This window comes from Micromonospora chaiyaphumensis (assembly GCF_900091435.1).
Classification (GTDB): Bacteria; Actinomycetota; Actinomycetes; order Mycobacteriales; family Micromonosporaceae; genus Micromonospora; species Micromonospora chaiyaphumensis.
On sequence record NZ_FMCS01000012.1, the window covers coordinates 44,501 to 69,219 of the forward strand.

The 24,719-nt window shown below is 76.2% G+C and carries 23 protein-coding genes; 14 read left to right on the plus strand and 9 right to left on the minus strand.

What is annotated here, in order from left to right:
• Positions 1-5 precede the first annotated feature (5 nt).
• From GA0070214_RS26955 to GA0070214_RS26990, 8 genes are all read left to right on the plus strand, one after another.
• Entirely contained in the window at positions 6-1,154 is a 1,149-nt protein-coding gene (locus tag GA0070214_RS26955; RefSeq protein WP_091269317.1) for an exonuclease SbcCD subunit D, read from the plus strand.
• Entirely contained in the window at positions 1,154-3,628 is a 2,475-nt protein-coding gene (locus GA0070214_RS26960) for an AAA family ATPase (protein ID WP_091269318.1), read from the plus strand. The genes GA0070214_RS26955 and GA0070214_RS26960 overlap by 1 nt, the downstream gene beginning before the upstream one ends.
• Complete coding sequence (locus tag GA0070214_RS26965) at positions 3,625-4,584, plus strand: hypothetical protein (protein WP_091269319.1); 960 nt, start codon at positions 3,625-3,627, stop codon at positions 4,582-4,584. Before GA0070214_RS26960 ends, GA0070214_RS26965 begins: the two co-directional genes overlap by 4 nt.
• Positions 4,584-5,441: a spermidine synthase gene (locus GA0070214_RS26970; RefSeq protein WP_091269320.1), complete on the plus strand. Its 858-nt coding sequence runs from the start codon at positions 4,584-4,586 to the stop codon at positions 5,439-5,441. Before GA0070214_RS26965 ends, GA0070214_RS26970 begins: the two co-directional genes overlap by 1 nt.
• Positions 5,442-5,523: 82 nt before the next feature.
• Positions 5,524-6,222 carry a sigma-70 family RNA polymerase sigma factor gene (locus GA0070214_RS26975; protein WP_091269321.1) on the plus strand — a complete coding sequence of 233 codons (699 nt, stop codon included), beginning with the start codon at positions 5,524-5,526 and terminating at the stop codon, positions 6,220-6,222.
• Positions 6,219-7,007, plus strand: a complete 789-nt coding sequence (locus tag GA0070214_RS26980; RefSeq protein ID WP_091269322.1) for an anti-sigma factor family protein — start codon at positions 6,219-6,221, stop codon at positions 7,005-7,007. The genes GA0070214_RS26975 and GA0070214_RS26980 overlap by 4 nt, the downstream gene beginning before the upstream one ends.
• A 207-nt stretch (positions 7,008-7,214) precedes the next feature.
• Positions 7,215-7,871, plus strand: coding sequence for a COG4315 family predicted lipoprotein (locus tag GA0070214_RS26985; RefSeq protein WP_091269323.1), 657 nt, complete (start codon positions 7,215-7,217; stop codon positions 7,869-7,871).
• A 357-nt stretch (positions 7,872-8,228) separates the two neighbouring features.
• Positions 8,229-9,143, plus strand: coding sequence for a DNA-3-methyladenine glycosylase family protein (locus GA0070214_RS26990; protein ID WP_091269324.1), 915 nt, complete (start codon positions 8,229-8,231; stop codon positions 9,141-9,143).
• Here GA0070214_RS26990 and GA0070214_RS26995 read toward each other — a convergent pair.
• The gene (locus tag GA0070214_RS26995; RefSeq protein WP_091269325.1) at positions 9,137-9,637 is read right to left on the minus strand and encodes a DUF1990 family protein; all 501 of its coding nucleotides are present in this window, start codon (positions 9,635-9,637) and stop codon (positions 9,137-9,139) included. The genes GA0070214_RS26990 and GA0070214_RS26995 overlap by 7 nt on opposite strands.
• Before the next feature lie 92 nt (positions 9,638-9,729).
• Here GA0070214_RS26995 and GA0070214_RS27000 point away from each other — a divergent pair, with 92 nt between their 5' ends.
• Entirely contained in the window at positions 9,730-10,242 is a 513-nt protein-coding gene (locus tag GA0070214_RS27000; protein WP_091269326.1) for a GNAT family N-acetyltransferase, read from the plus strand.
• Here the strand turns inward: GA0070214_RS27000 and GA0070214_RS27005 are convergent.
• Positions 10,217-10,639 carry an SRPBCC family protein gene (locus GA0070214_RS27005; RefSeq protein WP_091269327.1) on the minus strand — a complete coding sequence of 141 codons (423 nt, stop codon included), beginning with the start codon at positions 10,637-10,639 and terminating at the stop codon, positions 10,217-10,219. The genes GA0070214_RS27000 and GA0070214_RS27005 overlap by 26 nt on opposite strands.
• A 66-nt stretch (positions 10,640-10,705) precedes the next feature.
• Positions 10,706-10,918: a hypothetical protein gene (locus tag GA0070214_RS27010; RefSeq protein WP_091269328.1), complete on the minus strand. Its 213-nt coding sequence runs from the start codon at positions 10,916-10,918 to the stop codon at positions 10,706-10,708.
• 136 nt (positions 10,919-11,054) lie between these two features.
• Between GA0070214_RS27010 and GA0070214_RS27015 the strand changes: the two genes are divergently transcribed.
• Both GA0070214_RS27015 and GA0070214_RS27020 read left to right on the plus strand, forming a co-directional pair.
• On the plus strand, positions 11,055-12,167 hold the full coding sequence (locus GA0070214_RS27015; RefSeq protein WP_091269329.1) for an ATP-dependent DNA ligase: 1,113 nt from the start codon (positions 11,055-11,057) through the stop codon (positions 12,165-12,167).
• Positions 12,168-12,201: 34 nt separating this feature from the next.
• The gene (locus GA0070214_RS27020; RefSeq protein WP_377462444.1) at positions 12,202-13,788 is read left to right on the plus strand and encodes an alpha/beta hydrolase; all 1,587 of its coding nucleotides are present in this window, start codon (positions 12,202-12,204) and stop codon (positions 13,786-13,788) included.
• 108 nt (positions 13,789-13,896) lie between these two features.
• On the opposite strand, the gene GA0070214_RS27025 is transcribed toward GA0070214_RS27020, so the two are convergent.
• Positions 13,897-14,385, minus strand: a complete 489-nt coding sequence (locus GA0070214_RS27025; protein ID WP_091269331.1) for a potassium channel family protein — start codon at positions 14,383-14,385, stop codon at positions 13,897-13,899.
• Positions 14,386-14,449: 64 nt separating this feature from the next.
• Here GA0070214_RS27025 and GA0070214_RS27030 point away from each other — a divergent pair, with 64 nt between their 5' ends.
• Positions 14,450-14,902 carry a GNAT family N-acetyltransferase gene (locus GA0070214_RS27030; RefSeq protein WP_091269443.1) on the plus strand — a complete coding sequence of 151 codons (453 nt, stop codon included), beginning with the start codon at positions 14,450-14,452 and terminating at the stop codon, positions 14,900-14,902.
• A 126-nt stretch (positions 14,903-15,028) separates the two neighbouring features.
• On the plus strand, positions 15,029-15,433 hold the full coding sequence (locus GA0070214_RS27035) for a hypothetical protein (RefSeq protein WP_091269332.1): 405 nt from the start codon (positions 15,029-15,031) through the stop codon (positions 15,431-15,433).
• A gap of 21 nt (positions 15,434-15,454) precedes the next feature.
• Here the strand turns inward: GA0070214_RS27035 and GA0070214_RS27040 are convergent, their stop codons facing one another.
• From GA0070214_RS27040 to ligD, 5 genes are all read right to left on the minus strand, one after another.
• On the minus strand, positions 15,455-16,171 hold the full coding sequence (locus GA0070214_RS27040; protein WP_091269333.1) for an ABC transporter ATP-binding protein: 717 nt from the start codon (positions 16,169-16,171) through the stop codon (positions 15,455-15,457).
• Positions 16,171-17,211, minus strand: coding sequence for an ABC transporter ATP-binding protein (locus GA0070214_RS27045; RefSeq protein ID WP_091269334.1), 1,041 nt, complete (start codon positions 17,209-17,211; stop codon positions 16,171-16,173). Before GA0070214_RS27045 ends, GA0070214_RS27040 begins: the two co-directional genes overlap by 1 nt.
• Before the next feature lies 1 nt (position 17,212).
• A complete protein-coding gene (locus GA0070214_RS27050; RefSeq protein WP_091269335.1) occupies positions 17,213-19,942 on the minus strand; it encodes an FtsX-like permease family protein in 2,730 nt (909 codons plus the stop codon).
• The gene (locus GA0070214_RS27055; RefSeq protein WP_091269336.1) at positions 19,939-23,121 is read right to left on the minus strand and encodes an FtsX-like permease family protein; all 3,183 of its coding nucleotides are present in this window, start codon (positions 23,119-23,121) and stop codon (positions 19,939-19,941) included. The genes GA0070214_RS27050 and GA0070214_RS27055 overlap by 4 nt, the downstream gene beginning before the upstream one ends.
• 103 nt (positions 23,122-23,224) lie before the next feature.
• Positions 23,225-24,253: a non-homologous end-joining DNA ligase gene (ligD, locus tag GA0070214_RS27060; RefSeq protein WP_091269337.1), complete on the minus strand. Its 1,029-nt coding sequence runs from the start codon at positions 24,251-24,253 to the stop codon at positions 23,225-23,227.
• 47 nt (positions 24,254-24,300) lie between these two features.
• On the opposite strand from ligD, the gene msrB reads away from it, so the two are divergent.
• Positions 24,301-24,708 carry a peptide-methionine (R)-S-oxide reductase MsrB gene (gene msrB / locus GA0070214_RS27065; RefSeq protein WP_091269338.1) on the plus strand — a complete coding sequence of 136 codons (408 nt, stop codon included), beginning with the start codon at positions 24,301-24,303 and terminating at the stop codon, positions 24,706-24,708.
• Positions 24,709-24,719 lie beyond the last annotated feature (11 nt).

The following is a 24,719-nucleotide window of genomic DNA, read 5'->3' on the forward strand; positions in this document are numbered from 1 at the left end:
TGACCATGAAGATCCTGCACACCTCCGACTGGCACGTCGGCAAGGTCCTCAAGGGGCAGTCCCGGGCCGAGGAGCACAAGCAGGTGCTCGCCCAGGTCATCGAGATCGCCCGGGTCGAGCGGCCCGACCTGGTCATCGTGGCCGGCGACCTCTACGACACCGCCGCGCCCACCCCGGAGGCGACCCGGCTGGTCACCCGGGCGCTGACCGCGCTGCGCCGCACCGGGGCCGACGTGGTGGCGATCGGCGGCAACCACGACAACGGCGCGGCGCTCGACGCGCTGCGCCCGTGGGCCGAGGCCGCCGGGATCACGCTGCGGGGCAGCGTCCGGGAGAATCCGGCCGAGCACGTCATCGACGGCACCACCCGCGACGGCGAGCGCTGGCAGGTCGCCGCGCTGCCCTTCCTCTCCCAGCGCTACGCCGTGCGCGCCGTGGAGATGTACGAGCTGACCCCCGCCGAGGCCAACCAGACCTACGCCGACCACCTCGGGCGGGTGCTCGCCCGGCTCGCCGAGGGGTTCACCGAGCCGGACCGGGTGCACCTGGTCACCGCCCACCTCACGGTTGTCGGCGCGAGCACCGGCGGCGGCGAGCGGGACGCGCACACCGTGCTCGGCTACGCGGTGCCGGCCACCGTGTTCCCGGGCAACGCGCACTACGTGGCGCTCGGCCACCTGCACCGCTCCCAGCGGGTGATCGGCCCCTGCCCGGTCCGCTACAGCGGCAGCCCGCTCGCCGTCGACTTCGGCGAGCAGGAGAACATCGGTTCGGTGACGATCGTCGAGGTGACCGCGACGACCGCCGCGCAGATCCGGGAGGTGCCGGTGCCCGGCGCCGTCCCGCTGCGCACGGTCCGCGGCACCCTGGCCCAGCTCGCCGAGATCGACGTGCCCGAGGGCTGGCTGCGGGTCTACGTCCGCGAGCAGCCTCGCGCCGGGCTGCGCGAGGAGGTGCAGGAGCTGCTCCCCCGGGCGCTGGAGATCCGGATCGACCCGGAGCTGGTGCCCGGGCCGGGCAGCGGCACCCGCACCGCCCAGCGGGCCGGCCGCTCGCCGCGCGAGCTGTTCGCCGACTACCTGGGCAGCCGCGGCCACGCCGACGACGACGTCCGGGAGCTCTTCGACGAGCTGCTCGAGGAGGTCGAGCACTGATGCGGCCCATGCGGCTGGACATGGCGGGCTTCACGGTCTTCCGCGAGGAGACCACCGTCGACTTCACCGACGCGGACTTCTTCGTGCTGGTCGGGCCGACCGGCTCGGGCAAGTCGACGGTCCTCGACGCGATCTGCTTCGCCCTCTACGGCACCGTGCCCCGCTGGGGCGGCACGCGGGGGCTGGCCAACGCCCTCGCCCCCTCGGCCACCGAGGCGCGGGTGCGGCTGGTCTTCGAGTCCGCCGGCGACCGCTACGTGGCCACCCGGGTGGTCCGCCGGGACGGCCGGGGCACGGTGAAGACCGCCAACGCCGGGCTCCAGCTCATGCCGCCCGGATTCGACGTCACGAAGCTCGACACCGGGCTCAGCCCGGAGGATCTGGGCGAGGTGGTCGCCGGCACGCCGGCCGAGATGGAGCAGGCGGTCCTGGACGCGGTCGGGCTGCCCTACGAGCAGTTCACCAGCTGCGTGGTGCTGCCGCAGGGGCAGTTCGCCGACTTCCTGCACGCCAAGCCGGCCACCCGGCAGCAGATCCTCGTCAACCTCCTCGGGCTGGGCATCTACGAGGAGGTGCAGAAGAAGGCCACCGAGCGCGCCGGCCAGGCCGAGGCGAAGCTGGAGGCGGTCGACAAGGTGCTCGGCGGCCTCGCCGACGTCGACGAGGAGAGCCTGACCGCCGCCGGCGAGCGGGTCGACCGGATGCGTGAGCTGGCCGGGGCGGTCGAGGCGGCCGTACCGGAGCTGGAACGGCTGCGGGCGGCGGCGCGCGAGCAGGCGGCGGCGCTCGCGGCGCTCGACGCCGAGCTGACCGTGCTGGCCGGGGTCCGGCCGCCGGACGGGATCGCCGAGCTGGCGCGGGCGGTGGCCGACGCGCGGGCCGCCGCCGACGAGGCGGCCGCCGACGTGGGGCTGGCCGAGGAGCGCGAGGAGAAGGTGCGCGGCGAGCTGGCCGCGGCCGGCGACGAGAGCGCGCTGCGCCTCCAGCTCAGGGCCCACGGCGACCGCGAACGGCTGACCGGCGAGGCGGCGGCGGTCCGCGCGGCGGTGGACGCGGCGCAGGCCGAGCACGACGCGGCGGCCGGGGCGCTCGCGGCGGCCCGGGCCGAGGCCGAGCGGGCCGAGGCGGAGCTGGAGGCGGCCTTCCGGGCGCACGAGGAGGCGAAGGCCACCGACCAGGCGGTGGCGCTGCGGGCGCACCTGGTCGACGGCGGTCCCTGCCCGGTCTGTGAGCAGCCGGTCCCCCGGGTGCCGGCCGTGCCGAAGGGGTCGGCGGTGGCCCGCGCGCTGGCGGCCGGCAAGGCGGCCCGGGCGGCCAGCGAGACCGCCAAGCGGGTGGTGCAGGAGCGGGACGCGGCCGCCCGCGAGCTGGACCGGGTGCTGCTGCGCGCCCGCGCCGAGCACGACCAGCTCCGGGCCCGGCTGGCCGAGCTGGACGGGCAACTCGCCGGCGCCGCCACGCCGGAGGCGCTGCGCGGGTCCCTGGCCGAGCACGCGCGGCTGCGCCGGGCCCTGGACGAGGCGGCGGGCGCCGTACGCGCCGGCCGCGACGCCGCCCGCCGGGCCCGCGGCGCCCTCGACGCCGCGCAGGAGCGACTGCGCCGGGCCTGGCGCGACTTCGACACGGTCCGCGACGGGCTGGCGCGGTTCGGGCCGCCGGCCGCCGACCGCGACGACGTGGCCGCCGCGTGGACGGCTCTCGCCGCGTGGGCCGGCGAGCAGGCCGGGCGGCGGCGCGCCGACCGGGCGGGGCTGGCCGCCGCCGTCGAGGCCGCCGAGGCCGCGGCGGGCGAGGTGGCGCAGCGGATCGGCGGGCTCTTCGACGCCGCCGGGCTGCCCGCGCCGCAGGACCCGCAGCGCGACGCCGCGGTGGCGGTGGAGCGGGCCGAGGCGGAGCTGCGCCGGCTGGAGGAGCGCCGCGAGCAGGCCGCCGAGCTGCGCGAGCAGCGGGCCGGCCACGAGCGGGAGGCCCGGGTGGCCCGTGCCCTGGCCGGGCACCTGCGGGCCAACAACTTCGAGCGCTGGCTACTGGCCGAGGCGCTGGACCTGCTGGTCGACGGCGCCTCGCGGATCCTGCGCGAGCTGTCCGGCGGCCAGTACGACCTCGTGCACGACAAGGGCGAGTTCTTCGTGGTCGACCACCACGACGCCGGGTTGCGGCGCGGGGTGCGCACGCTCTCCGGCGGGGAGACGTTCCAGGCGTCGCTGGCCCTGGCGCTGGCCCTCTCCGAGCAGCTCGCGGGGATGTCCACGAGCGCGGCCAGCCTGGAGTCGATCGTCCTCGACGAGGGGTTCGGCACGCTGGACGCCGCCACCCTCGACACGGTGGCGGCCACCCTGGAGAACCTGGCCGCCCGGGGCGACCGGATGGTCGGCGTCGTCACCCACGTGCCGGCGCTCGCCGAGCGGATCCCGGTCCGCTTCGAGGTCCGCAAGGACGCCCGCACGGCCCGCGTCGAACGGACCGGCCTGTGACGAGGTTCTTCGTCGACGCCTGGGACCCGGCGTACGGGGCGTCGTTCGAGGCGGGCGGCGGGGGCGGGCCGGCGGCGCCGAGCAGCGCCCAGGTCGACGCCGACGTCGAGCTTCCCGCCACCGACTGGCGGGCCCTCGACGTCCGGCGCGACGTCGCCGCCCCGGCCGTGGTGCTGCTGGTCGACGGTGTGCGCCGCATCGACGCCAGCGTCTGGACGGCCGAGGACGACGGCGGCTCGTTCCCCGGCATCGCCGCCTCGTACGCGGCCGGGGTGGTCCGCTGCGACCTGGAGCGGGGCGCGGCCGAGCTGGCCGGTTCGCGGGTGGGCCGGGGCCTTTTCACGGCCAGCCCGTCGGCGCAGGACGTGGTGGCCGGCGCGATCCGCTACCCGGTGCACCGGGTGAGCGGCACCGGCGAGCTGAGCAAGCTCCCGGCCGCCGTGCAGGGCCCGCTGACCGCCCTGGAGGTGGCGGTCTCCGACGCGGTGCGGTCCGACGGCGACCTGCTGGTCGTGGACGGGCCGCTGCGCAGCCGGCGCAACCTGCCCCGCACCCTCGGCTACATCAAGACGCAGCACAGTCAATACCTGGACGGCCGGCTCACCGCGGTGGTGACCGGGCTGGCACCGGGGCAGCGCTGCCCGGTGTTCCGGCTGGGCACCGCCTGGGGCGGCTACTCGTGGTACCTGCGGCTGCCGGTGGCCGGCGGCGCCCCGTGGGCCGGCATCGTGCGGGTCGAGTGCTCGGCCGACCTGACCGAGGCCGAGGCGATCGAGCTGGCCGACCTGTCCCTGGTCACGCTGCCGCGCTTCGCCTCCACCCCGTACAAGGACCCGCGCGCCCCGCAGAACCTCATCCCCATCGCCGGCCTGGAGCGCCGGCTGCGCGGGATGCTCGGCGACGCCCGCCTGCTGCACCGGGTGCTCACGGCGGCGGCCCGGGGGATCCGGCGCTGATGGGCCGGCGACGCGGGGCGGACCGGGCGGTCACGCAGGTCGACACCGGGCAGGCCGAGCTGGTGCCCGACCCGGACCGGCCGGGCTCCTGGACGCTGCTGCTCGACGGCGCCCCGCAGTCGCATGTGGACCTCACCGATCCCACCCACCTCGAGTTCGAGTACGTCCGGCGGCTGGCCGCCGCGATCGACCTGGTCGCGCCGGCCGGCGCGCCGCTGCGGGTGCTCCACCTGGGCGGCGGCGCGCTCACCCTGCCCCGTTATGTCCAGGCCACCCGCCCCGGCTCGACCCAGCGGGTGTCCGAGGTGGACGGGGCGCTGGTGGAGCTGGTGCGCCGGGAGCTGCCCTGGCCGGCCGATCCCCGGCTGCGCGTCCGGGTCGCCGACGCCCGGGCCACCCTGGCGTCGAGCCGGGACGGCAGTTACGACGTGGTGGTCGCGGACGTCTTCGCCGGCGCCCGCACCCCGGCCCACCTGACCTCGGCGGAATACGCCGCCGAGGTGGCCCGGGTGCTCCGGCCCGACGGCTACTACCTGGCGAACGTCGCCGACGGCCCGCCGCTGCGGCACGCCCGCGGGCAGGTCGCCACGGTGCGCACCGTGCTGCCCCGGGCCTGCCTCGTGGGTGACGCGGCGGTGCTGCGCGGCCGGCGCTACGGCAACCTGGTGCTCGTCGCGTCCCGGGTGGAGCCACCGGTGCCGGAGCTGACCCGGCGGGCCGCCGGGGACTGGTTCCCCGGCCGGGTGCTGGCCGGCGCCGAGCTGGACCGGTTCGCCGGGGGCGCCCCGGTGGTCCACGACGCCGACGCCACCGACTCCACCCCGCCCCCGCCCGGAATTTTTTCCGTCCGGCGTTGATCCGCTCGGCGCGGCGCTGCGTATCACCGGGCGGCCATGCCCGTGGGGGGTCGGCTGAGTCATTGGACACCGGAGGTCTTGCATGCATGCGGTGGCGGCCGGCTGGCACGGCGAGGTGGCGCGGCCCGAGTGGATGTTCGCCCGGGCACAGCCCCAGTCGCGCGCGTCGAGGTCGGGCCGGGGGGTCGACGCCCGCTCCTCCGATCGCCAGAATGACCCGGTGCCGCCGCGACCCGCTCCCGGACGCCACCAGGCCACGTCCACCGAGGCGAGCCACTCCGACCAGCTGATCCGGCTGCTCTACGCCGAGCACGCCGGGCCCCTGCTGATGTTCGTGATGCGGCTGACCGGCGGCGACCGGCAGCGCGCCGAGGACATCGTGCAGGAAACGCTGCTGCGGGCGTGGCGCAACGCGCACCGGCTGGGCACCCACGGTCAGGGCTCGCTGCGCCCCTGGCTGGTCACCGTGGCCCGCCGGATCGCCATCGACGAGCACCGCAGCGAGCAGGCCCGGCCGGCGGAGACGTACGACCGGGACCTGACGGCCTTCGCCGAGGCGGACAGCACCGACCGGGTGCTGCGCACGATGACCGTGGCGGACGCGCTGCGTACGCTGAGCCAGTCGCACCGGGAGATCCTGGTGGCGACGTACTTCCGGGGGCGTACCGTGCCCGAGGCGGCCGAGGAGCTGGGCCTTCCGCTCGGCACCGCGAAGTCGCGGGTCTACTACGCGCTGCGCGCGCTGCGCACGGCTCTGCAGGAGAGGGGGGTGACGGAATGAGCCGCGCGGACCACATGGATGTCGCCGCGTACGCGCTCGGCGTGCTGGACCCGCAGGACGCCGAGCGGTTCGAGGAGCACCTCGCCACCTGCTGGGCGTGTGCGGCGGAGCTGGAGACGATGGTCCCGGTGGTGGGGCTGCTGTCCGGCATCGACGGCGAGGCGATGGCCGCGCTGGAGCAGACGCACACCGACCCGGCGCTGCTGGACCGTACCCTCATGGCGGTCCGCCGGGACCGGCGGCGCACCCGGATGCGGCAGGTCTTCGCCGCCGCGGCCGCGGTCGTGGTGTTCGGGGGCCTCAGCGGCGTCGGCATGGCGGGGATCTTCGGCGGCGACGACGGTAAGCGGATCCCGCAGGCCGAGCCGACCCTCACGGCGCCGGTCACCGCTCCGCCGAACAGCGAGCCCGCGGACCCCAACGATCCGAACGTCGGCGGCAACGAGCAGGAGGGCGACCAGCACAACGCGGTCGACCCGGGCACCGGCGTGAAGACCACGATGTGGCTGGCGTCGAAGGAGTACGGGACCCAGATCGACCTCCAGCTCACCCGCCTGCCCGGGCCGCGCACGTGCCGGCTCGTCGTGGTGCGGAAGAACGCGACCAGCGAGGTGGTCTCCACCTGGTCGGTGCCGGGCGGCGGCTACGGCACGAACACCAACCAGCTCCCACTGGAGCTGAGCGCGTCCACCTCCGCCCCGGTCAAGGACATCGCGAAGATCCAGGTGCAGTCGGTCGACGTCAACGGCATCGCCAGCCCACTGGTGACGGTGAGCGACCTCTGAGTCCGCCGGAACGCCGGCGCCGGGCAGCGACACCGCCCGGCGCCGTTCCGTCGTTCCCCGGGGACATCGACCCCGATGTGCTCCCCCACGCGCCGCCGGCCGGATCGGTTCAACGGATCCACTGTGAAATGGAGCACCCTTTTCTCTTCAACCTTGACAGCGCACCGCCCGTACTACTCGGCGAACTGCCAAGAACGAGGAGGGCACGTGGCACACCTGAAGCGGACGACCGTCATCGTCGCGAGCGCGATGGTCGCACTAACGGCCTGCGCCCCCGCGGGCTACGACGGGGCGAACTCGAGCGCGGCCGAGCCGGTCGCCGTCGCCGCGGCCGAACCCACCGCGTCGGCCGAACCGGAAGCCTCCGCGTCCCCGGACGCGGCCGCCGACGACAAGGCGCCCCCGTCCGACGTGCAACTCACCGACGAACTGGTCGGCAAGAAGCTGCCCCGGATGGGCAAGGTCGTCACCGACCAGGACGGCTGGGTGCTGTACCGGTTCGACAAGGACTCGGCCGACCCGCCGCAGTCCAACTGCGTCGACAAGTGCGCCCAGGTCTGGCCGCCCGCCCTGACCGACGGCAACCCGCAGCTCCAGGGCGTCTCCGACGACAAGGTCGGCACGGTGACCCGGCAGGACGGCACCCGGCAGATCACCATCGGGGGCTGGCCGGTCTACCGCTACATCGGGGACAAGAAGCCGGGCCAGTGGAAGGGCCAGGGTGTCGGTGGCACCTGGTTCGTCGTCGACCCGAACGGCAAGAAGAATCTGACCTGCCTGCCCACCGGGACCCCGAAGGCGGTCGCCCCGCCGGCGTCGAGCGACTCGGGCGACTCGGGCGGCGACTCGGGCTACTCGTACTGACGGACCCCCGGACACGGTGGCCGGTCGCAGCCGGGGAGGGCGCGGCCGGCCACCGTCATGGTCCCGGGACGGCGGCGATCCGGCAGCCCCCCCGTCCCGGCGCGGCGCCGGCCCGGTACGGGCCGGCGCCGCACCCCGCGCCGGACCCGGAGAGTTCGGGCCGGCGCCGCGCCCCCCGCCGGACCCAGAGAGTTCGGGCCGGCGCCGCACCCCCCGCCGGACCCAGAGAGTTCGGGCCGGCGCCGCACCCCCCGCCGGACCCAGAGAGTTCGGGCCGGCGCCGCACCCCCCGCCGGACCCAGAGAGTCCGGGCCGGCGCCGCGACCTGTCCGCGGCAGCTCATGGCAGAGTGGCGGGGTGACCTCCCCCGCCGCCCGCCGCACGCTGCGCCCGCCGGCCGGCTACCGGCTGGCCGCCTCGGTCCGCGCCCTCACGTTCAGCCCGTACGACCCGTGCGCCCGGATCGCCGCCGGCAGCTTCTGGTGGGCCACCCGCACCCCGGCCGGCCCGGCCACCCTCGCGCTGCGCCCCGAGGCGGGCGAACTGGTCGCCGAGGGCTACGGCCCCGGGGCGGACTGGGTGGTCGAGCGGGCCGACGCGGTGGCCGGGCTCCGCGACGACCTGACCGGGTTCGCCGCGCTGGCCGGCGCGCACCCCCTGGTCGCCCGGCTGGCGCGCGAGCACCACGGGTTGCGGATGCCCGCCACCGGCCAGGTCTTCCCCCGGCTGCTGCGCGCCGTCTTCGAGCAGAAGGTCACCGGCAAGGAGGCGTACCGGGCGTACGCGGCGACCGTGCGGCACTTCCGGGAGCCCGCGCCGGGGCCGCTGCAACCCCTCCTGCTGCCGCCCGAGGCCGCCGCCGTGGCGGCCACGCCGTACTGGGTCTTCCACCCGTTCGGCGTGGAGCAGCGGCGGGCCGACACGCTGCGCCGCGCGGCCGCCGTCGCGGACCGGCTGGAACGCTGCGCCGACGCCGCCGAGGCCACCCGCCGGCTCACCGCGATCGCCGGCATCGGCCCGTGGACCGCCGCCGAGGTGGTCCGCGTCGCCTACGGGGACCCGGACGCGGTCAGCGTCGGCGACTACCACGTCCCGAACACGGTGGCCTGGGCGCTGGCCGGGGAGCCGCGTGGCGACGACGCCCGGATGCTGGCCCTGCTGGAGCCGTTCCGGGGTCACCGGGGGCGGGTCTGCGTGCTGCTGGAGGCCGCCGGCATCCAGGCCCCGAAGTACGGCCCGCGCGCCCCGATCCGCTCCTTCGCGCGCTACTGACGCCCGCAGAGCCGGCGCAGGGTCCGCCCCAGCCACCAGGCGTACGCCCGCTGCACGGCCCGGGCGGCCGGCCCTGCCGCGCGCACGTACCAGTGTGCCGGGCGGCTGAACGCGGTCACCTCGAACCAGACCCCGTCGGCGGTCCGGGTGACCAGGAACGCCTCCTCGCCGACCTCCGGATGCCCGGGCAGCGTGCCGTAGCCGAACCCGGCCCGGTCCGGCTCGTCCACCGTCCAGACCACCTCGGTGGGGCCCCAGATCCGCAGCGGCCCGACGCCGAGCCCCGGGGTGGCCCGCACGCCGGCGGCGGCGCGGGGCGCGTCGGTGCGCATGACCACACCGGCGGCCCGGTGCAGCCGCCAGCCGAGCACCGCGTCGGCCGCGGCCGGGAAGGCCCCGTCCGGCAGCCGGACCCGGTGGCGCAGGTGGTGGTAGCCGGCGGGCAGGCGCCCGTCGCGGGTCGCACCCACCTCCGGGTACGTCAGCTCGGGCACGTCGGTCTCCTCCTCGCGCGGACACCGCAAGGGTACGGGCGGATCGGTGGCCCGCCCGGGCCCGGTCCGGCGGGTTGTGGTGAGGTTGCCGGGTGACCGATCAGCTGACCGTCGCCCCGGCCGGTGTCGCGGACGCCGGCGAGATCCTCACCGTGCAGCGCGCCGCGTACCTGGTGGAGGCGCAGCGCTACCGGGACGTGTTCCTGCCCCCGCTCACCGAGACCCTGGACGAGGTCCGCGCCGCGCTGGCCGGCCCGACCGTGGTGCTGGCCGCCCGCCTCGGGCCCCGCCTCGTCGGCTCGGTACGCGCCCGCGTCGACGGCGACACCGCCCACGTGGGCCGGCTGTCGGTCGCCCCCGACCAGCAGGGTCGCGGCATCGGTGGCCGGCTGCTGACCGCCGTGGAGGCCGCCTGCGCCGGCCGGGTGGCCCGGTTCGCGCTGTTCACCGGTGCGGAGAGCGCGGACAACCTGGGCCTGTACGCCCGGCGCGGCTACCGGGTCGTGGCGCACCGGCCGGACGAGAACGGCAACCGCCTGGCGGTGCTGGAGAAGGTCGTCACGGGCGAGCCCGGCACGGTCAGCCCCGCTCGCAGCGGCGCCTGAGCCCGTCGGCCTCCTGGGCCAGGTAGCGGCGGATGGTGCGGCCGGCGAGCAGCCCCACCAGCCCGGCCAGCGGCCCGGTCTGCACCATCGCCAGCTCGGCACGCACCCGCCCGTCGCCGAGCGGGACGATCCGGTGCTCACCCCGGCTGTGCACCCCCGGGCTGTCGGACTCCCAGACGAAGACGTGCGGCGGGTCGATCTCGGTGACCCGCCAGACCGCCGGGCGCAGCCGGGGCTGTTCGAGCCGGGCGGTCGCGCCGAGGCCGAGCGGCCCGGGCTCCAGCCGCCGGGCGGCGGTGACCGAGGGCGTCCAGTCCGGCCAGCGCTCCACGTCGGTCTGCACCGTCCAGACCCGGTCGACGTCGGCGGCGATCTCGACGGACTCGACGAAGCGCATGCCGCTCCCCTCCCTGACGCGGTCCGTGGTCAGGTTACGCCGGGGATCGACGGCGGGTGATCCGGGTCAGGCCGCCTCGCGCAGGTCGGCCAGGCCGACCGGGGCGTACCGGCCGAGCAGCACCTCCAGCTCGGCCACCGAGGCCACCTCGCCGAGGACGTTCGCGCCGCCGCCGTGCTCGGCCGGGTAGCGGTGCACCAGCCGGTAGCGGTAACGCCCACGGATCAGTTCCACGCTGACCCGCCAGCGCCCGCAGCATCGGCAGCTCCACTCCGGCACGCCGCGAAACGTAGCTCTGACCTGCGGTTTCACCATCCGGTCGCGGGGGACGAACGGGCCCGGGACCGGACACGCCGCCCGGCACCGCCGGTGATCTGCCTCACGACCGTCGGTGGGGTCTGATTGACTGGTCGCCGTGGACCTGCCGATCAATCCGCCGGTCGAGCCGATGCTGGCCAAGAGCGTGCCCCAACTGCCCACCGACCCCGGCCTGACCTACGAGCCCAAGTGGGACGGCTTCCGCTGCATCATCTTCCGCGACGGCGACGAGGTCGAGCTGGCCAGCCGCGGCGGCAAGACGATGACCCGCTACTTCCCCGAGGTGGTGGAGCAGGCGCGCCGCCAGCTCCCGGAGCGCTGCGCGGTCGACGGCGAGCTCATCGTGATCCGCCGGGACGGCCCCGACGGCCAGCCGCGGCTCGACTTCGAGCTGCTGGCGCAGCGGATCCACCCGGCCGCCTCCCGGGTCAAGCTGCTCGCCGAGACCACCCCGGCCGACTTCGTGGCCTTCGACCTGCTCGCCCTCGACGACGAGCTGCTGACCGACCGGCCCTATCCGGAGCGCCGGGGCCGCCTGGAGAAGGCGCTGGCCAAGGTCCGGCCGCCGGTGCACGTCACCCAGGTGACCACCGACCCGGAGACGGCCCGGCGCTGGTTCGACGTGTTCGAGGGGGCCGGGCTGGACGGGCTCATCGTCAAGCCCGCCGACCTGCCCTACGAGCCGGGCAAGCGGCTGATGTTCAAGGTCAAGCACGCGCGCACCGCCGACGCCGTGGTGGCCGGCTTCCGCTGGCACAAGTCCGGCCCGGTGGTCGGCTCGCTGCTGCTCGGGCTCTACGACGACGCCGGGGTGCTGCACCACATCGGGGTCAGCTCGTCGTTCACGGCGGCCCGGCGCAAGGAGCTGCTGGACGAGCTGGAGCCCTACCGGGAGGTCGGCGGCGACCACCCGTGGGTGCACGGCGACCACGAGCGGGGGCAGCGCATCCCCGGTGGGGTGAGCCGGTGGACCGGCGGCAAGAACCTGGAGTGGGAGCCGCTGCGCCCGGAGCTCGTGGTCGAGGTGGGCTACGACGCCATGGAGGGCGACCGGCTGCGGCACACCGCCCAGTTCGTCCGCTGGCGTCCCGACCGCGATCCGCGCTCCTGCACCTACGACCAGCTCGAGCGCCCCATCCGCTACGACGTCGACCAGGTGCTCCGCGGGGACCCGGCGGCGACCGTCGGCGACGGGCCGGGCCGGGCGTAGCCTGGCGGTCCACACGATCATGGAGGGCTTCCACGTGACCCGCTTCTCCGACCGGATCCGCCGCCGGCCCGTGCTGGCCGGGTTCCTCGCGGCGCTGGTGCTCACCGCGGGCTGCACGCTGCCGGCGTTCGCCCCGCGGGCCGAGAGCGAGGGCGAGGCGGCCGCACCGGGCACCGCGCCGACCTGGCGGGCCTGCCCCGAGGTGCCGGACGAGCTGGTCGGGCGGGGCGCGACGGGCATGCGCTACGAGTGCGCCCGGATCGCCGTACCCCGCAACTGGGGCACCGGGGCGGCGACCGGCGCGACCGCCGGTCCGGGCGCCGGGGAGACCTTCGAGATCGCGCTGATCCGGATCCGGTCGGCCAAGCAGCGCGACCGGATCGGGTCGCTGGTGGTGAACCCCGGCGGTCCCGGCGCCTCCGGCGTGGACACCGCGGTCTACCTGTCCTTCGGGCCGGGGTTCGGCGGGCTGCCGACCGAGGTGACCGACCGGTTCGACATCGTCGGTTTCGACCCGCGCGGGGTGGGCCGGTCCAGCCCGGTGAAGTGCATCTCCGACGCCGAGCTCGACGCCAGCTTCGGCTACGACCCCGACCCGGAGAGCCAGGCGTCCTTCGACGGCTTCGTCGACCTCAACCGCCGGATCGGCCAGCAGTGCGGCGCGAAGTACGGCGACCAGCTCCCCCTCTACGGCACCGAGCAGGCCACGCGGGACATGGACGCGGTGCGCGCGGCCGTCGGTGACGACAAGCTGACCTACCTCGGCTACTCCTACGGCACCCTGCTCGGCGCCACCTACGCGCAGCTCTACCCCCAGCGGGTGCGGGCGCTCGTGCTCGACGGGGCGGTGGATCCGCGGCAGCGGCTCCTGGCCGGCTCGGAGAGCCAGGCGAAGGGCTTCGAGCGGGCGTTCGACAACTTCGCCCGCTGGTGCACGGCGAACGCCGGCCGCTGCCCGATCGCGCCGGACGCCCGGGCCGCGGTGACCACGGCCATCGACAAGGCACGGGTCTCGCCGGTGCGCGGCCGGGACGGCCGGGAGGCCACCTCCGGTTGGGTGTTCTACGCGGTCATCTCCTCCCTCTACACCGAGCAGGGCTGGCAGGAGCTGGCCCGGTCGATCGACGCGTTGCAGGGCGGCGACCCGACCGGCGTGTTCAAGCTCGCGGACGCGTACGCCGAGCGCGAGGACGACGGGCACTACTCCAACATGTTCGACGCGAACATGGCGGTGAACTGCACCGACGAGACCGAGAAGCCGACCCTGGAGCAGATCCGGTCGGTGCAGTCGCAGTGGCGGCAGAAATACCCGCTGTTCGGCCCGGCGCTGGCGGTGGGCATGCTCGGCTGCGTGGAGTGGCCCGGCGGGCGGGACCCGTACCCGACCGGCAAGGCGACCGGCGCGCCGCCGATCCTGGTGCTCGGCACCACGGGCGACCCGGCCACGCCCTACGAGCAGACCCCCGCGCTGGCCGCGATGCTGGGCGTCGGCCGGGTGCTCACCTGGGAGGGCGAGGGGCACACGGCCTACCCGCAGACCCCCTGCGTGACGCGGGCCGTCGACGCCTACCTGGTCTCGCTCACCGTGCCCCGGGAGGGGCTGCGCTGCCCCGCCCGGTGAGTGTGGGCGGGCCGGTCAGTTCCCCGATGGCCGTGGCCCGGTACGGCTTGCTGGCCGGCACGGGGGTCCCCTCGCGCCGGGTGGCCCGCTGACCTCCGGGGGGGGTCGTCACCGGCGGCGGCGCCGGCGCCGCCGTTCCCACGGCGGGGCCGGGCTGGGCGGCTCGGGGCGCACCGGCTCGGGCAGGTCGATGCCCTGCCGGGCGGCCAGCTCCTCCACCAGCGCCCGCAGCCGCCGCACGTCCGCCTTCAGCTCCTCCTGCTCGGCGTGCTCGAAGGCGTCGTCGTCGACGATCAGCCGGCTGGCGAAGTGCGCGGTGATCAGCGGGATGACCAGCAGCACCATGGTGGAGATGAGCAGCGCGGCGAGGAACCGCCCGGCGAAGGAGGTCGGGGAGATGTCGCCGTAGCCGACCGTGGAGGCGGTGACCACCGCCCACCAGACCGAGTCCGCGGCGCTCTTGTGCTCGGCCTGGCTGTAGAGCACGCCGGCCACCACGATCATCAGCAGGTACGAGACGATCAGCGTGCGCGGCGAGTTGGCGAACCAGACCAGCCCCCGGTAGATCCAGCGGAACGGCAACAGCAGGGCGTCCATGCCGCACATGCTGCCCGGTGCCGGCAACCGTATCGTCGGGCGTGACTGTGGGAGGCTGCCCGACGTGTCTGATCTGATCTTCCGGGAGGCCGTCCGGGCCGACCTTCCCGCCGTCATCGCCCTGCTCGCCGACGACGTGCTGGGCAAGGCACGCGACTTCACCGAGGTCGACGAGGCGTACGAGCGGGCGTTCGCCGCCATCGACGCCGACCCGCGCAACCACCTGGTCGTCGCGGAGACCGGCGGCGAACTGGTCGGCTGCCTCCAGATCACGTACATCCCGGGGCTGGGCCGGCACGGCGCCGAGCGGTCGCTGATCGAGTCGGTCCGGGTTCGCTCCGACCTGCGCGGCCGGGGGCTGGGCCGGGAGCTGATGACCTGGGCGATCGACCGGGCCCGGGAGCGGGGTTGCGCGCTGGTGCAGCTCACCACCGACAAGAGCCGCGCCGACGCGCACCGCTTCTATCTCGGCCTCGGCTTCGTGGCCAGCCACGAGGGCATGAAGCTGGCCCTCTGACGGCGGGACCGGCGGCGGTGGCCGCGCCCCTCCCCCGGGCGGGGGAGCCGATTCCCCGGTCGCGGGGAGGGCCCCGGCCGGACCGGTCGGCAGGCTGGAGGCAGTTTCCAGCACCGGGGAAGCCCCATGGCCAGCGACACCGCGTTCCGCACCGCCCATCGTGGTGACGGCCGGCCCGCGCCCGCCTGGGCGGTCCGCGTCGCCCACCTGATCCCGCTGGTGGTCCTGCCGGCCGGGCTGTGGCGGATCGCCCTGGTCGCCGGCCTGCCGATCGGCACGCCGGTCGGCGTCGACCCAGGCCCCGGCGAGAGTGCCTACATCGTCGCGCTGAGCCTGGTCTCCGAGGGGCTGGCGCTGCTCGCGCTCGGCCTGGTCCGCCCGTGGGGCGAGGTGTTCCCGAGCTGGCTGCCACTGGTCGGCGGCCGGCGGGTGCCGCCGCGCCTCACGGTCACCGTCGCCACCCGCCCCGGCCCCGTCGATCATGAGGTTGGCGGCACGACACGCCGTGTCCGACTGCCGCCAACCTCATGATCAGCGAGGCCGGGGCGCGGGTCAGTCCGGGAGGAGGCGGCCGTCGCGGAGGGTCAGGGTGCGGTCGGCCATGTCGATCAGGGCCGGGTCGTGGGTGGCGACCAGGGCGGTCATGCCGCGGGCGTGCACCACGGCGCGGAGCAGGTCCATGATGGACCGGCCGGTCTCCGAGTCGAGCTGGCCGGTCGGCTCGTCGGCGATCAGCAGGTCCGGCTCGTTGGCCAGCGCCCGGGCCACCGCCACGCGCTGCTGCTGGCCCCCGGACAGCTCGTACGGGCGCTGTGCGGCGTGCCCGCCCAGCCCGACCAGCTCCAGCAGCACGGCCACCCGCTGCTCCCGCTCGGCGGCGGGCACCTTCGCCAGCCGCAGCGGCACCCCGACGTTCTCCGCCGCCGACAGGATCGGCACCAGGCCGAAGGTCTGGAAGACGAACCCGACGGTGCCCCGGCGCAGCGCCAGCAGCTCCCGCTCACTCGCGGCGGTCACCTCGTGCCCGGCCACCCGGACCCGCCCGCTGTCCGGCCGGTCCAGCCCGCCGACCAGGTTCAGCAGGGTGGTCTTGCCGGCACCGGAGCGGCCCCGGACCGCGACCAGCTCACCCCGGCCGGCCACGAAGGAGACGTCCCGCACGGCGTGCACGGCGTGCTCGCCCTTGCCGAAGGTGCGGCTCACCCCCTCGACCCGGACCACCTCGTCGACGGCGACCCGGGGCGGTGCCACGGTCAGCTGCTCGGTCATCACTCACTCTCCTCGGCGTGCGCGCGGTCGCCCGGCCGCACCTCGACGTGGTCGGGTTCCAGGTTGAGCCGGACCCGGTCGCGCAGGGACAGGGCGTCCACGAAGGACGCCGGCAGCTGCATCCGCCCCGTCCGGTCGAGCACCGCGTACTCCTCGCTGACCAGCTCGGTGCTGCCGTCGGCGGTGACCCGGGCGGTGCGGCGTACCTCGGAGGAGGTCCGGCCGTCGCGGATCGCGACGGTCCGGCGGACCTGGCCGGCCACGGCGTGGTCGTGGGTGACCACCACGATGGTGACGCCCAGCTCGGCGTTGATGGTGCGCAGCGCGGCGAAGACCTCGGCGCCCGTGGCCTCGTCCAGCTCGCCGGTCGGCTCGTCGGCGAAGAGCACCTCCGGGTCGTTGGCCACCGCCACGGCCACCGCGCAGCGCTGCTGCTCGCCGCCGCTGAGCTGGCCCGGCCGGCGGTCCGCGCAGTACCCGACCCCGACCAGGTCGAGCAGCTCGCGGGCCCGCTCCCGCCGGGCGCGCCGGGAGCGGCCACCGGCCAGCTTCATGGGCAGCTCGACGTTCTCCAGCGCGGTCAGGTACGGCAGCAGGTTCCGGCCGGTCTGCTGCCAGACGAAGCCGACCACCTGGCGGCGGTAGGCGAGCCGGCGCCGGTTCGACAGTGCGAGCAGGTCGTAGTCGGCGACCCGGGCGATGCCGGCGGTCGGGGTGTCCAGCCCGGAGAGGATGTTCAGCAGGGTGGACTTGCCGGACCCGGAGGCGCCGACGATCGCCACCAGCTCACCCCGGTCGATGACCAGGTCGAGGCCCTGGAGGGCGACGACCTCCACCCCCTCGGTCTTGAAGATGCGGACCAGGCCGTCGCAGACGATGTGCCCGCGCAGCCGGTCCCGGCCGCCGGCCCGTTCGGCGGCGCGCTCCGCGGCGCGCTGCTGGAGGGCGGCCAGGTCCGGTACGGCGGACGCTGGCTGTCCGGGGTCGCTGCGCGGCGTCAGACGCGCCGAGCCCGGATGGCCATAGGCGGTCGAGGTCATCTCAGCTCTCCTCTCCGAGCCGGAGCACCTCGCCGAGGCGCATCCGACGGTTGTTCAGGGCCTCGACGGCGACGGCGAAGCCGAGGGCCAGCACGGCGAGGCCCAGCACCCCGGCCACCAGGCCGGGTTCGAAACGTGCCCGCACCGCCACCCCGCCGGTGAAGGCGGGCAGGCCGAGCACGGGGGTGAGCAGCACCGGCAGCAGCGCGCCGACCACCGCGCCGGTGAGCACGGAGACCAGCACGAGCGGGGTCAGCTCCACCAGCAGCAGCCCGCGCCACTGCCGGCGGGACAGGCCCATGGTGCGCAGCCGGGACAGCACCTGCCCGCGGCCGCGCGCCCCGGCCAGCACGGCGAAGGCCAGCGCGAGCAGGCCCAGCACGCCGCCGCCGGCCGCACCGATGGTGAAGCCGAAGACCAGCAGCCCGTTCACGCCGCTGCCGCCCAGCTCGGCGCGGACCGCCGAGCGGGTGGTGACGGTGGGCGGGCGTGGCTGCTCCCCGCCGGTCAGCGCCCCGGCCTGCTGGTAGCGCTGCGCCCCCTCGCCGACCACCCGGGCCACCGCGGCCGGGTCGACCCGGTCGCCGGCGAGGAGGAAGCCGGTGGGGGCGAGCGGGTACGGGGCGTCCGCCGGCAGCGCCGGCCAGGGCAGCACCACGAACCGGGTCACGCCCCGGTCGACGAGCGGGTACTCCTCGACGGTGGCGGCCGTGCGCACCGGCAGCCGGTTGCCCTGCACGTCGAGCCAGGCGGGGCGCCGGCCGGCCGGGTCGGCCAGCCCGGCGTCGGTGAACTCGTCGGCCAGGGCCGCGGAGACCAGCGCCGGAAGCGGCGCGGTGCCGTCGCCCGTGGCGCGCAGCGGGTCGGGGACGGTCACCGGGATGCCCGCGCTGCGGGCCACCTCGGCGAACCGGGCGCCGTCGACCAGCACCACCCGCGTGTCACCGACCCCGCCGAACCGGCCGGCCCGGTCGGCGTACGGGCGCTGGCCGGTCTCCACCAGCAGCGGGGTGACCGCGTGGACGCCGGGCAGCGCGGCGAGCGCGTCGGTGGTGTCCGGGGCGAACCGCTCCCCGTCGACCCGGACGTCCCCGGGCACGGCGTCGGCGGCGGCCCGGTCCCGGCCGTTCTCGATGCCGGCCGCGACCACCCCGCAGAACGCGGCGGTCGCCACGGCCAGCACCACCACGACCAGCGGGCCGGTGGTGGCGGCCCGGCCGGCCCGGGCGGTGCCGAGGAACGCGACGCTGCCCCGGGCCCGGGCGGCGGCCCGGCTGAGCAGCCGCAGCGGCCACGGGTACGCGCGCAGCGCGACCAGCGCCGCGGCGACGGCCAGCAGCACCGGCACCGAGACGAGCAGCGGGTCCACCGAACCGTCGAGGTTGAGCCCGCGCCGGCGGAGCAGGAACGCGCCGAGCCCGGCGACCGCGAGCACGGACACCTCGACGGTGAGCCGCACGGCCGGGGACCGGCCGCCGACCAGGTCGGTCCGGCCGCCGCCACCCCGGCCGGCGGTGAGCGCGGTGACCGGCGGGACCAGGGTGGCCAGCAGCGTGGCGAGCAGCACCCAGCGCAGCTCGGCCCCGTCGCCCGGGAGCAGCCCGCCGAGCAGCCAGCCCACGCCGGCCGCGAGGGGCAGCACCAGCAGCGACTCGGCGAGGCCGCGGCCCAGCACCGCGGCGGTCGCCCCGCCCCGGGCGCGCAGCAGCGCGTACTCGCCCTGACGGCGGCGCGCGGCGAGGCGGGCGGCGAGCAGGATCAGGCCGGCCAGGGTGGCGAGCAGCCCGGCCGCGATGACGGCGAGCAGCGTACGGGCGGCGGCGAGCGACTCGGCGAAGCGGCGCAGCGGGATGTCCACGCCCTGGGTCAGGGTGAGCCCGGCAGGGCGGGTCCGCTCCAGCGCGGCGAGCCCGTCGACCAGGGCGGTGAGCTGGCCGGCGCTGACCCGGTCGGGGGCCACCCGGTAGCGCCAGGCGAAGCTGACCGGCCAGCCGGAGGTGGCGGCCGCGTCGAGGCCGGCCTCGGAGGTGTACGCGACGGAGAGGAACGGTTTGCCGTCCTCCGTGGGCGCGGCGAGGCGCAGGATCTGTGGCAGCGCGTCCCAGATCCCGGCCTGCGGGTCCGTCGGCCGGAACACCCCGACCAGGGCCACCGTGCGCTGCCGCACGGGCTTGCCGTCCTGGTCGCTGACGGACCAGGCGAAGGTGCTGCCGGCGCGGATCCCGAGCGCGCGGGCCACGGTGTCGGCGAGGGCCACCTCGAGGGCGTCGCCGGCACCGGTGCCGCCGGCCGGCCAGCGGCCGTCCACCAAAGTGGCCGCCTCGGTCAGCCCGGTCATGCTGCGCAGGCTGACGTCGATCAGACCCTTGCCGGGGTCCAGGGTCGGCCCGGTCAACCGGCCGAACGCGGTCTGCGCCGAGTACCACCGCTCGCCGATGGTCCGCCCCACGGCCGCCGGCATCCGCGCCTCGACGGTGGCCAGCTCGGCCGCGTGGGTGGCGGCGATCCGGGAGGCGGTCCGGGGCAGCACCGTCGGCTCGGTGGTGTACGTCAGGTCGCGCCGGGCCACCGGCTGGGCGGCCACGTACTCCCGCAGCCCCTGCCCGGTGAGCCGGTCGGCGACCCGGGGCACCGCGGTGATCAGCAGCGCGGTGACCAGGGTCAGGACGGCGAGCAGCAGGAAGTGCCCCCCGTACGCCCGGACCCGCCGCGGCGCACCTGACGGACTCATCGTTCTCCCCCGATCCGGAGCTGTGCGGCGGCCACCCGACGGCGGATGCCGGTGGTGATGAGGGCGGCGAAGGCCAGTGCGGCCAGCAGCAGCCCGACGGCGGTCAGCCCCACGGGCGACCACGGCACGGTGAACACCGCCTCGGGCACCGGCCGGCCGGCGGCCGGGGTGAGGATCACCAGCGGCACCATGGTGGCCGCGACGCCGGCCCCCACCAGCAGCCCGACCCCGACGCCGATGCCGGCCAGGAACGCCTGCTCGGCGAGGAGGGCGCGGGCCAGCAGCCGTGCGTTCGCGCCGAGGGTGTGCAGCACCGCGAACTCGGCGAGCCGGTGCCGGGTGGTGGCCCAGACGTCGACGGCGAGGCCGACCAGGGCCAGCAGCACCGAGCCGAGCGCGGCGGCGAGCAGCCCGGTGCGGGCGCCCCGCCAGTACGGGTCGTGGGCCGCCTCCGCGGCCACCTGCCGGCGGTCGAGCAGCGTGGTGCCACCGAACCCGGCCAACTGCTCGGCCGCCGCGGTGTGCCCGCCGGCGTCGGTCCGCAGCCACCATTCGGCCACCGGCCGGATCGTGCCCTGCTGGCGGAGCAGCAGGTTGGTGGCGGCGGGCAGGTCCAGCAGCATGCCGTCGCCGCTGGTGCCGGGCACGGCGGTGACCTGGCCGACCACCTTCACGGGCAGCGACACCCCGGACAGCGGGAGGGTCACGGTGTCGCCGGTGCGGACGTTCAGCGCCGCGGCGGCGCCGGGGGTGACCAGCGCCGGCACGGGCGGATCGTCCGCGGCGGGCACCACGGCGAACCGGGACGAGGGCTGGCGGGCGAACTCCAGGGCTCCGGCGGGCAGGTCGATCCGGTGGGTGGCGTCGACGTCCGTCCCGGCCACCCGGGCCGGAGCGTGCGGCCCCTCCGCGGTGTCGGTGACCCGCCAGTCGCCGTCGAGCGGCAGCGGCAACACCGCCCCGGCGGCGTCGGTGAGCCGGAGACCGTCGATCGCCAGGCGGTACGTGTAGCCGACCGCCGCGCCGCCGTCGGCCTCGAACCCACCCAGCCGCAGCGGGGCGCCCCCGGCGTCGGGCAGCGGCACGGTGAAGCGCAGCGGGCCGTCGCCCTCGGCGACCGCGAGCGGCACCCGCCACGCGGCCCCGCTGTCGGTGGTGAGCAGTGCGGACACGGCCACCTGCGGGATCGCGAACGGGGTCTCGACCGGGGCGCGGACGGTGCCCGCGAGGGTGTGCGCGCCGGCCGGCAGGACCGGCCCGGCGGGCGCCGCCCGTCCCTTGACCAGCCGGTCGAGCAGGGCCGCGGTGGACGCCCCACCGGCCGCGTCGTCGAGGGTGAGCACCCCGGTCGCGGCGGCGGCGTCGAGGCTCACCACGGTGGCCGGCCGGTCGTCCCGGCCCACCCGGATCTCGTCCCGCCACGCCGGCAGCACCCGGTCCAGCCCGGCCGTGGCGGCCAGCCGGCCGGCCCGGTCCGCGGGCGCGGCGCCGTTCCGCTCGACCAGGCGCAGGTCGGCGCCGACGGTGTGCCGGGCCTGGTCGCCCTGCGACCGTTCCCACGAGGCCACCAGCGACCAGGCCAGGGTGCTGCCGCCGACGGCGAGGGCGAGCAGCAGCACCGGACCGGCGTGCGGCCGGCGGCCGGCCTGCCACATGCCGAACATGGTGGCCGTCCACGGCCGCCGGTCGACGAAGCGTTCGGCGACCCGGGTGGCGGGCGGGAGCAGCCGCAGCGCGATCACCGCGCCGGCCAGCACGCCGATGGTGGGCGCGGCGGCGAGCAGCGGGTCGATGCCGAGCTGCCCGCCGGCCCCGGCCAGCGGCGACGAGTACTGCCGCAGCTGGGTCCAGGCGAGCACGGCCAGCGCCACCAGGGCCACGTCGACGCTGGCCCGCTGCACGGCGGCGCCCCGGGTGGGGCGGGACCGGGCCGCCATGTCGGCGACGTACGTGCCGGCCCGGCGCAGCGCCGGCAGCACCATGGCGAGCAGGCAGCCGACTGCGGTGGCGACGGCGACCGTCCAGATCCGGCCCACCGCGCCGTCGGCGAGCCGCAGGTCCCCGCCGAGCCGGTGCACGGCCTGCTCGGTCAGCGCCGGCGCGAGCAGCACGGCCGGGGCCACCACCAGGGTCGCCTCGCGCACGGCCAGCCCGGCGATCTGGCCGCGGGCGGCGCCGCGGGCGCGCAGCAGCGCGGTCTGCGCGCGGCGGTCCTCGTTGAGCAGCGCGGCGACCAGCACCAGCGCGTACCCGCCGAGCACCACGATCAGCAGCAGCGGGGTGAGCAGGGCGGACCGGCCCACCAGGTCGGCCCGGCCGAGCCGGTCGACCAGCCGGTCCAGGTGACTCACGGTCTGCGCGGAGGAGCCGAGCCCGGTGGCCTCGGGGATCTCCTCGGCGACGGTGGCGAGGGCCGCCGTGACACCGGTGAGCCGGCTCGGCTCGACCACGGCGAGGTCGGGGGCGACCAGCCAGGCGCCCGACGTGGAGCCCGGGAAGGTGCGCGCGAAGTCGGCCGGGTCCAGCGCGAACGGCCCGTACGACTCGCTGGTCGCGTCGCCCTGGCTCTCGCCCACGCCCGGCGCGAGCCGCCAGTAGGCGTCGGAGGGATCCCGGGGCCGCCAGGTGCCGGCCAGCACCACGGCCCCGGCCCGCTCGGCGCTGCGGTCGTAGAGCGGCACCCGCTCACCGACCCGCAGGCCGAGCTGGCCGGCGATCTTCTCGGGCAGGGTGACCTGCAGCGGCGTCGCGCCCGGGGTCGGCCACGACCCGCCGGTCAGCTCGGCGTGGCCCGGCAGGTCGGTCAGCGTGGCGAGGCTCGCGAACATCGGGTCGTCGTCGGTGCGGGCCGGCCCGAGGTCACCGGTCAGCTCGCGCCCGGTGCCGTAGCGGGCCGCGGCCACGGTGACCGGGACCCCGCCGAGACCGTCGGCGAACTGGGCGCGGACGGCCCGGTCCCGGTCGGCGTAGGCGGCGGCGTCCCGCCCGCCCGAGCCGCTGACCAGCAGGCTGCGCTCCTCGGCCGGGGCGGCGTCCACCACGGCGTGGGCACCCGCGCCGACCGCCCGGCGGTTGTAGTCGGAGAGCCCGGTGACCAACGCGACCGCGACCAGGGCCGCGATCGCGGCGGCGAGCAGCAGACCACGAGCCTCGACCGCCCGCCTCCACACCAGCTTCATCCGACGTCCTCTCCTGGCCCCGGTGGGCCGACGACCAGGAAGACCAGTCGGGGGGCGGGAAAGGTTCGCGCGCGTTACGTGATCGTTATCCGCGCCCCGGTGCTCAGGTGCGCGGGCGGTCGCGGTCCTTGGAGGGCTGCACCCGCTTCGGCTCGCCGGGCATCTTCGGGTATTCCGGCGGGTAGGGCATGTCGCCCTGCCCGGCGGCGGCGTCCCGCTCGGCCCACTCCAGCAGCGGCGTGATGTCCCACGGGGCGTCGTCGATGCCGGCGTGCGGGTCGCCCCGCTCGGCGAACCGGGCCGGCACGCTACCCAGGTGGAAGTCGTCCGGGTCGACCTCGGTGAGCTCGTCCCAGTCGACCGGGGTGGAGACGGTGGCCCGCCCGTTGGCCCGCAGCGAGTACGCGCAGGCGATGGTGCGGTCGCGGGCCATCTGGTTGAAGTCCACGAAGACCCGGGTGCCCCGCTCCTCCTTCCACCAGGCGGTGGTGACCAGCTCGGGACGGCGCCGTTCCAGCTCCCGGGCGAGCGCGATGGTGGCCCGGCGCACCTCGACGAACGTCCAGCGCGGCTCGATGCGCAGGTAGACGTGCACGCCCCGGCCGCCGGAGGTCTTCGGCCAGCCGGTCACGCCCAGCTCGTCGAGCAGCCCGCGCAGCTCACCGGCGGCGGTGACCGCGTGGCTGAAGTCGGTGCCGGGCTGCGGGTCCAGGTCGATGCGCAGCTCGTCGGGGCGGTCGACGTCGGCGGCGCGCACCGGCCACGGGTGGAACACCACGGTGCCCATCTGCGCGGCCCAGGCCACGTGCGCCAGGTCGGCCGGGCACAGCTCGGCGGCCTTCCGGCCGCTGGGGAAGCTGATCTCGGCGGTCGCCACCCACGGCGGGACGCCCCGGGCCGGCACCCGCTTCTGGAAGAACGCCTCCCCCTCGATGCCCTCGGGGAAGCGCTGCAGGGTGGTGGGCCGGTCGCGCAGGGCCCGCATGATCCCCTCGCCGACCGACAGGTAGTAGTGGAAGACGTCCGCCTTGGTGAAGCCGCGCTGCGGGAAGATCACCCGGTCGGGGCTGCTCAGCCGTACGGTGTGCCCGGCGACCTCGATCTCCTCGACTGCGGCCTTGCTGCCAGCCATTGGGCGACCCTATGCGATGCCACCGACGGCCGACGTACCGTTGTCCGGTGAGTCTTTCCGACAATGAACTGCCCCGCACCGAGGACGAGTGGCGGGTCCGGCTGAGCCCGGAGGAGTTCCGGGTGCTCCGCGAGGCCGGCACCGAACGCCCGTGGACCGGCGAGTACGTCGACACCAAGACCCCCGGCGTCTACCACTGCCGGGCCTGCGGGGCCGAGCTGTTCCGCAGCGAGGACAAGTTCGACTCGCACTGCGGCTGGCCGAGCTTCGACGACGCCATCCCGGGTTCGGTCAAGGAGATCCCCGACAACACGCTCGGCATGCGGCGGGTCGAGATCCGCTGCGCCCGCTGCGACAGCCACCTGGGGCACGTCTTCGAGGGCGAGGGCTTCACCCCGAAGGACACCCGGCACTGCGTGAACTCGATCTCGGTCCGGCTGGAGCCGAAGGCCTGACGGCGGGCGGC

What these genes read in the sequence shown, in the direction of transcription:
- GA0070214_RS26955 (WP_091269317.1), top strand. Translation starts at nt 6, where the DNA reads ATGAAGATCCTGCACACCTCCGACTGGCACGTCGGCAAGGTCCTCAAG.
- GA0070214_RS26960 (WP_091269318.1), top strand. Translation starts at nt 1,154, where the DNA reads ATGCGGCCCATGCGGCTGGACATGGCGGGCTTCACGGTCTTCCGCGAG.
- GA0070214_RS26970 (WP_091269320.1), top strand. Translation starts at nt 4,584, where the DNA reads ATGGGCCGGCGACGCGGGGCGGACCGGGCGGTCACGCAGGTCGACACC.
- GA0070214_RS26975 (WP_091269321.1), top strand. Translation starts at nt 5,524, where the DNA reads ATGCATGCGGTGGCGGCCGGCTGGCACGGCGAGGTGGCGCGGCCCGAG.
- GA0070214_RS26980 (WP_091269322.1), top strand. Translation starts at nt 6,219, where the DNA reads ATGAGCCGCGCGGACCACATGGATGTCGCCGCGTACGCGCTCGGCGTG.
- GA0070214_RS27005 (WP_091269327.1), bottom strand. Translation starts at nt 10,639, where the DNA reads ATGCGCTTCGTCGAGTCCGTCGAGATCGCCGCCGACGTCGACCGGGTC.
- GA0070214_RS27025 (WP_091269331.1), bottom strand. Translation starts at nt 14,385, where the DNA reads ATGGACGCCCTGCTGTTGCCGTTCCGCTGGATCTACCGGGGGCTGGTC.
- GA0070214_RS27035 (WP_091269332.1), top strand. Translation starts at nt 15,029, where the DNA reads ATGGCCAGCGACACCGCGTTCCGCACCGCCCATCGTGGTGACGGCCGG.
- GA0070214_RS27040 (WP_091269333.1), bottom strand. Translation starts at nt 16,171, where the DNA reads ATGACCGAGCAGCTGACCGTGGCACCGCCCCGGGTCGCCGTCGACGAG.
- GA0070214_RS27045 (WP_091269334.1), bottom strand. Translation starts at nt 17,211, where the DNA reads ATGACCTCGACCGCCTATGGCCATCCGGGCTCGGCGCGTCTGACGCCG.
- GA0070214_RS27050 (WP_091269335.1), bottom strand. Translation starts at nt 19,942, where the DNA reads ATGAGTCCGTCAGGTGCGCCGCGGCGGGTCCGGGCGTACGGGGGGCAC.
- GA0070214_RS27055 (WP_091269336.1), bottom strand. Translation starts at nt 23,121, where the DNA reads ATGAAGCTGGTGTGGAGGCGGGCGGTCGAGGCTCGTGGTCTGCTGCTC.
- ligD (WP_091269337.1), bottom strand. Translation starts at nt 24,253, where the DNA reads ATGGCTGGCAGCAAGGCCGCAGTCGAGGAGATCGAGGTCGCCGGGCAC.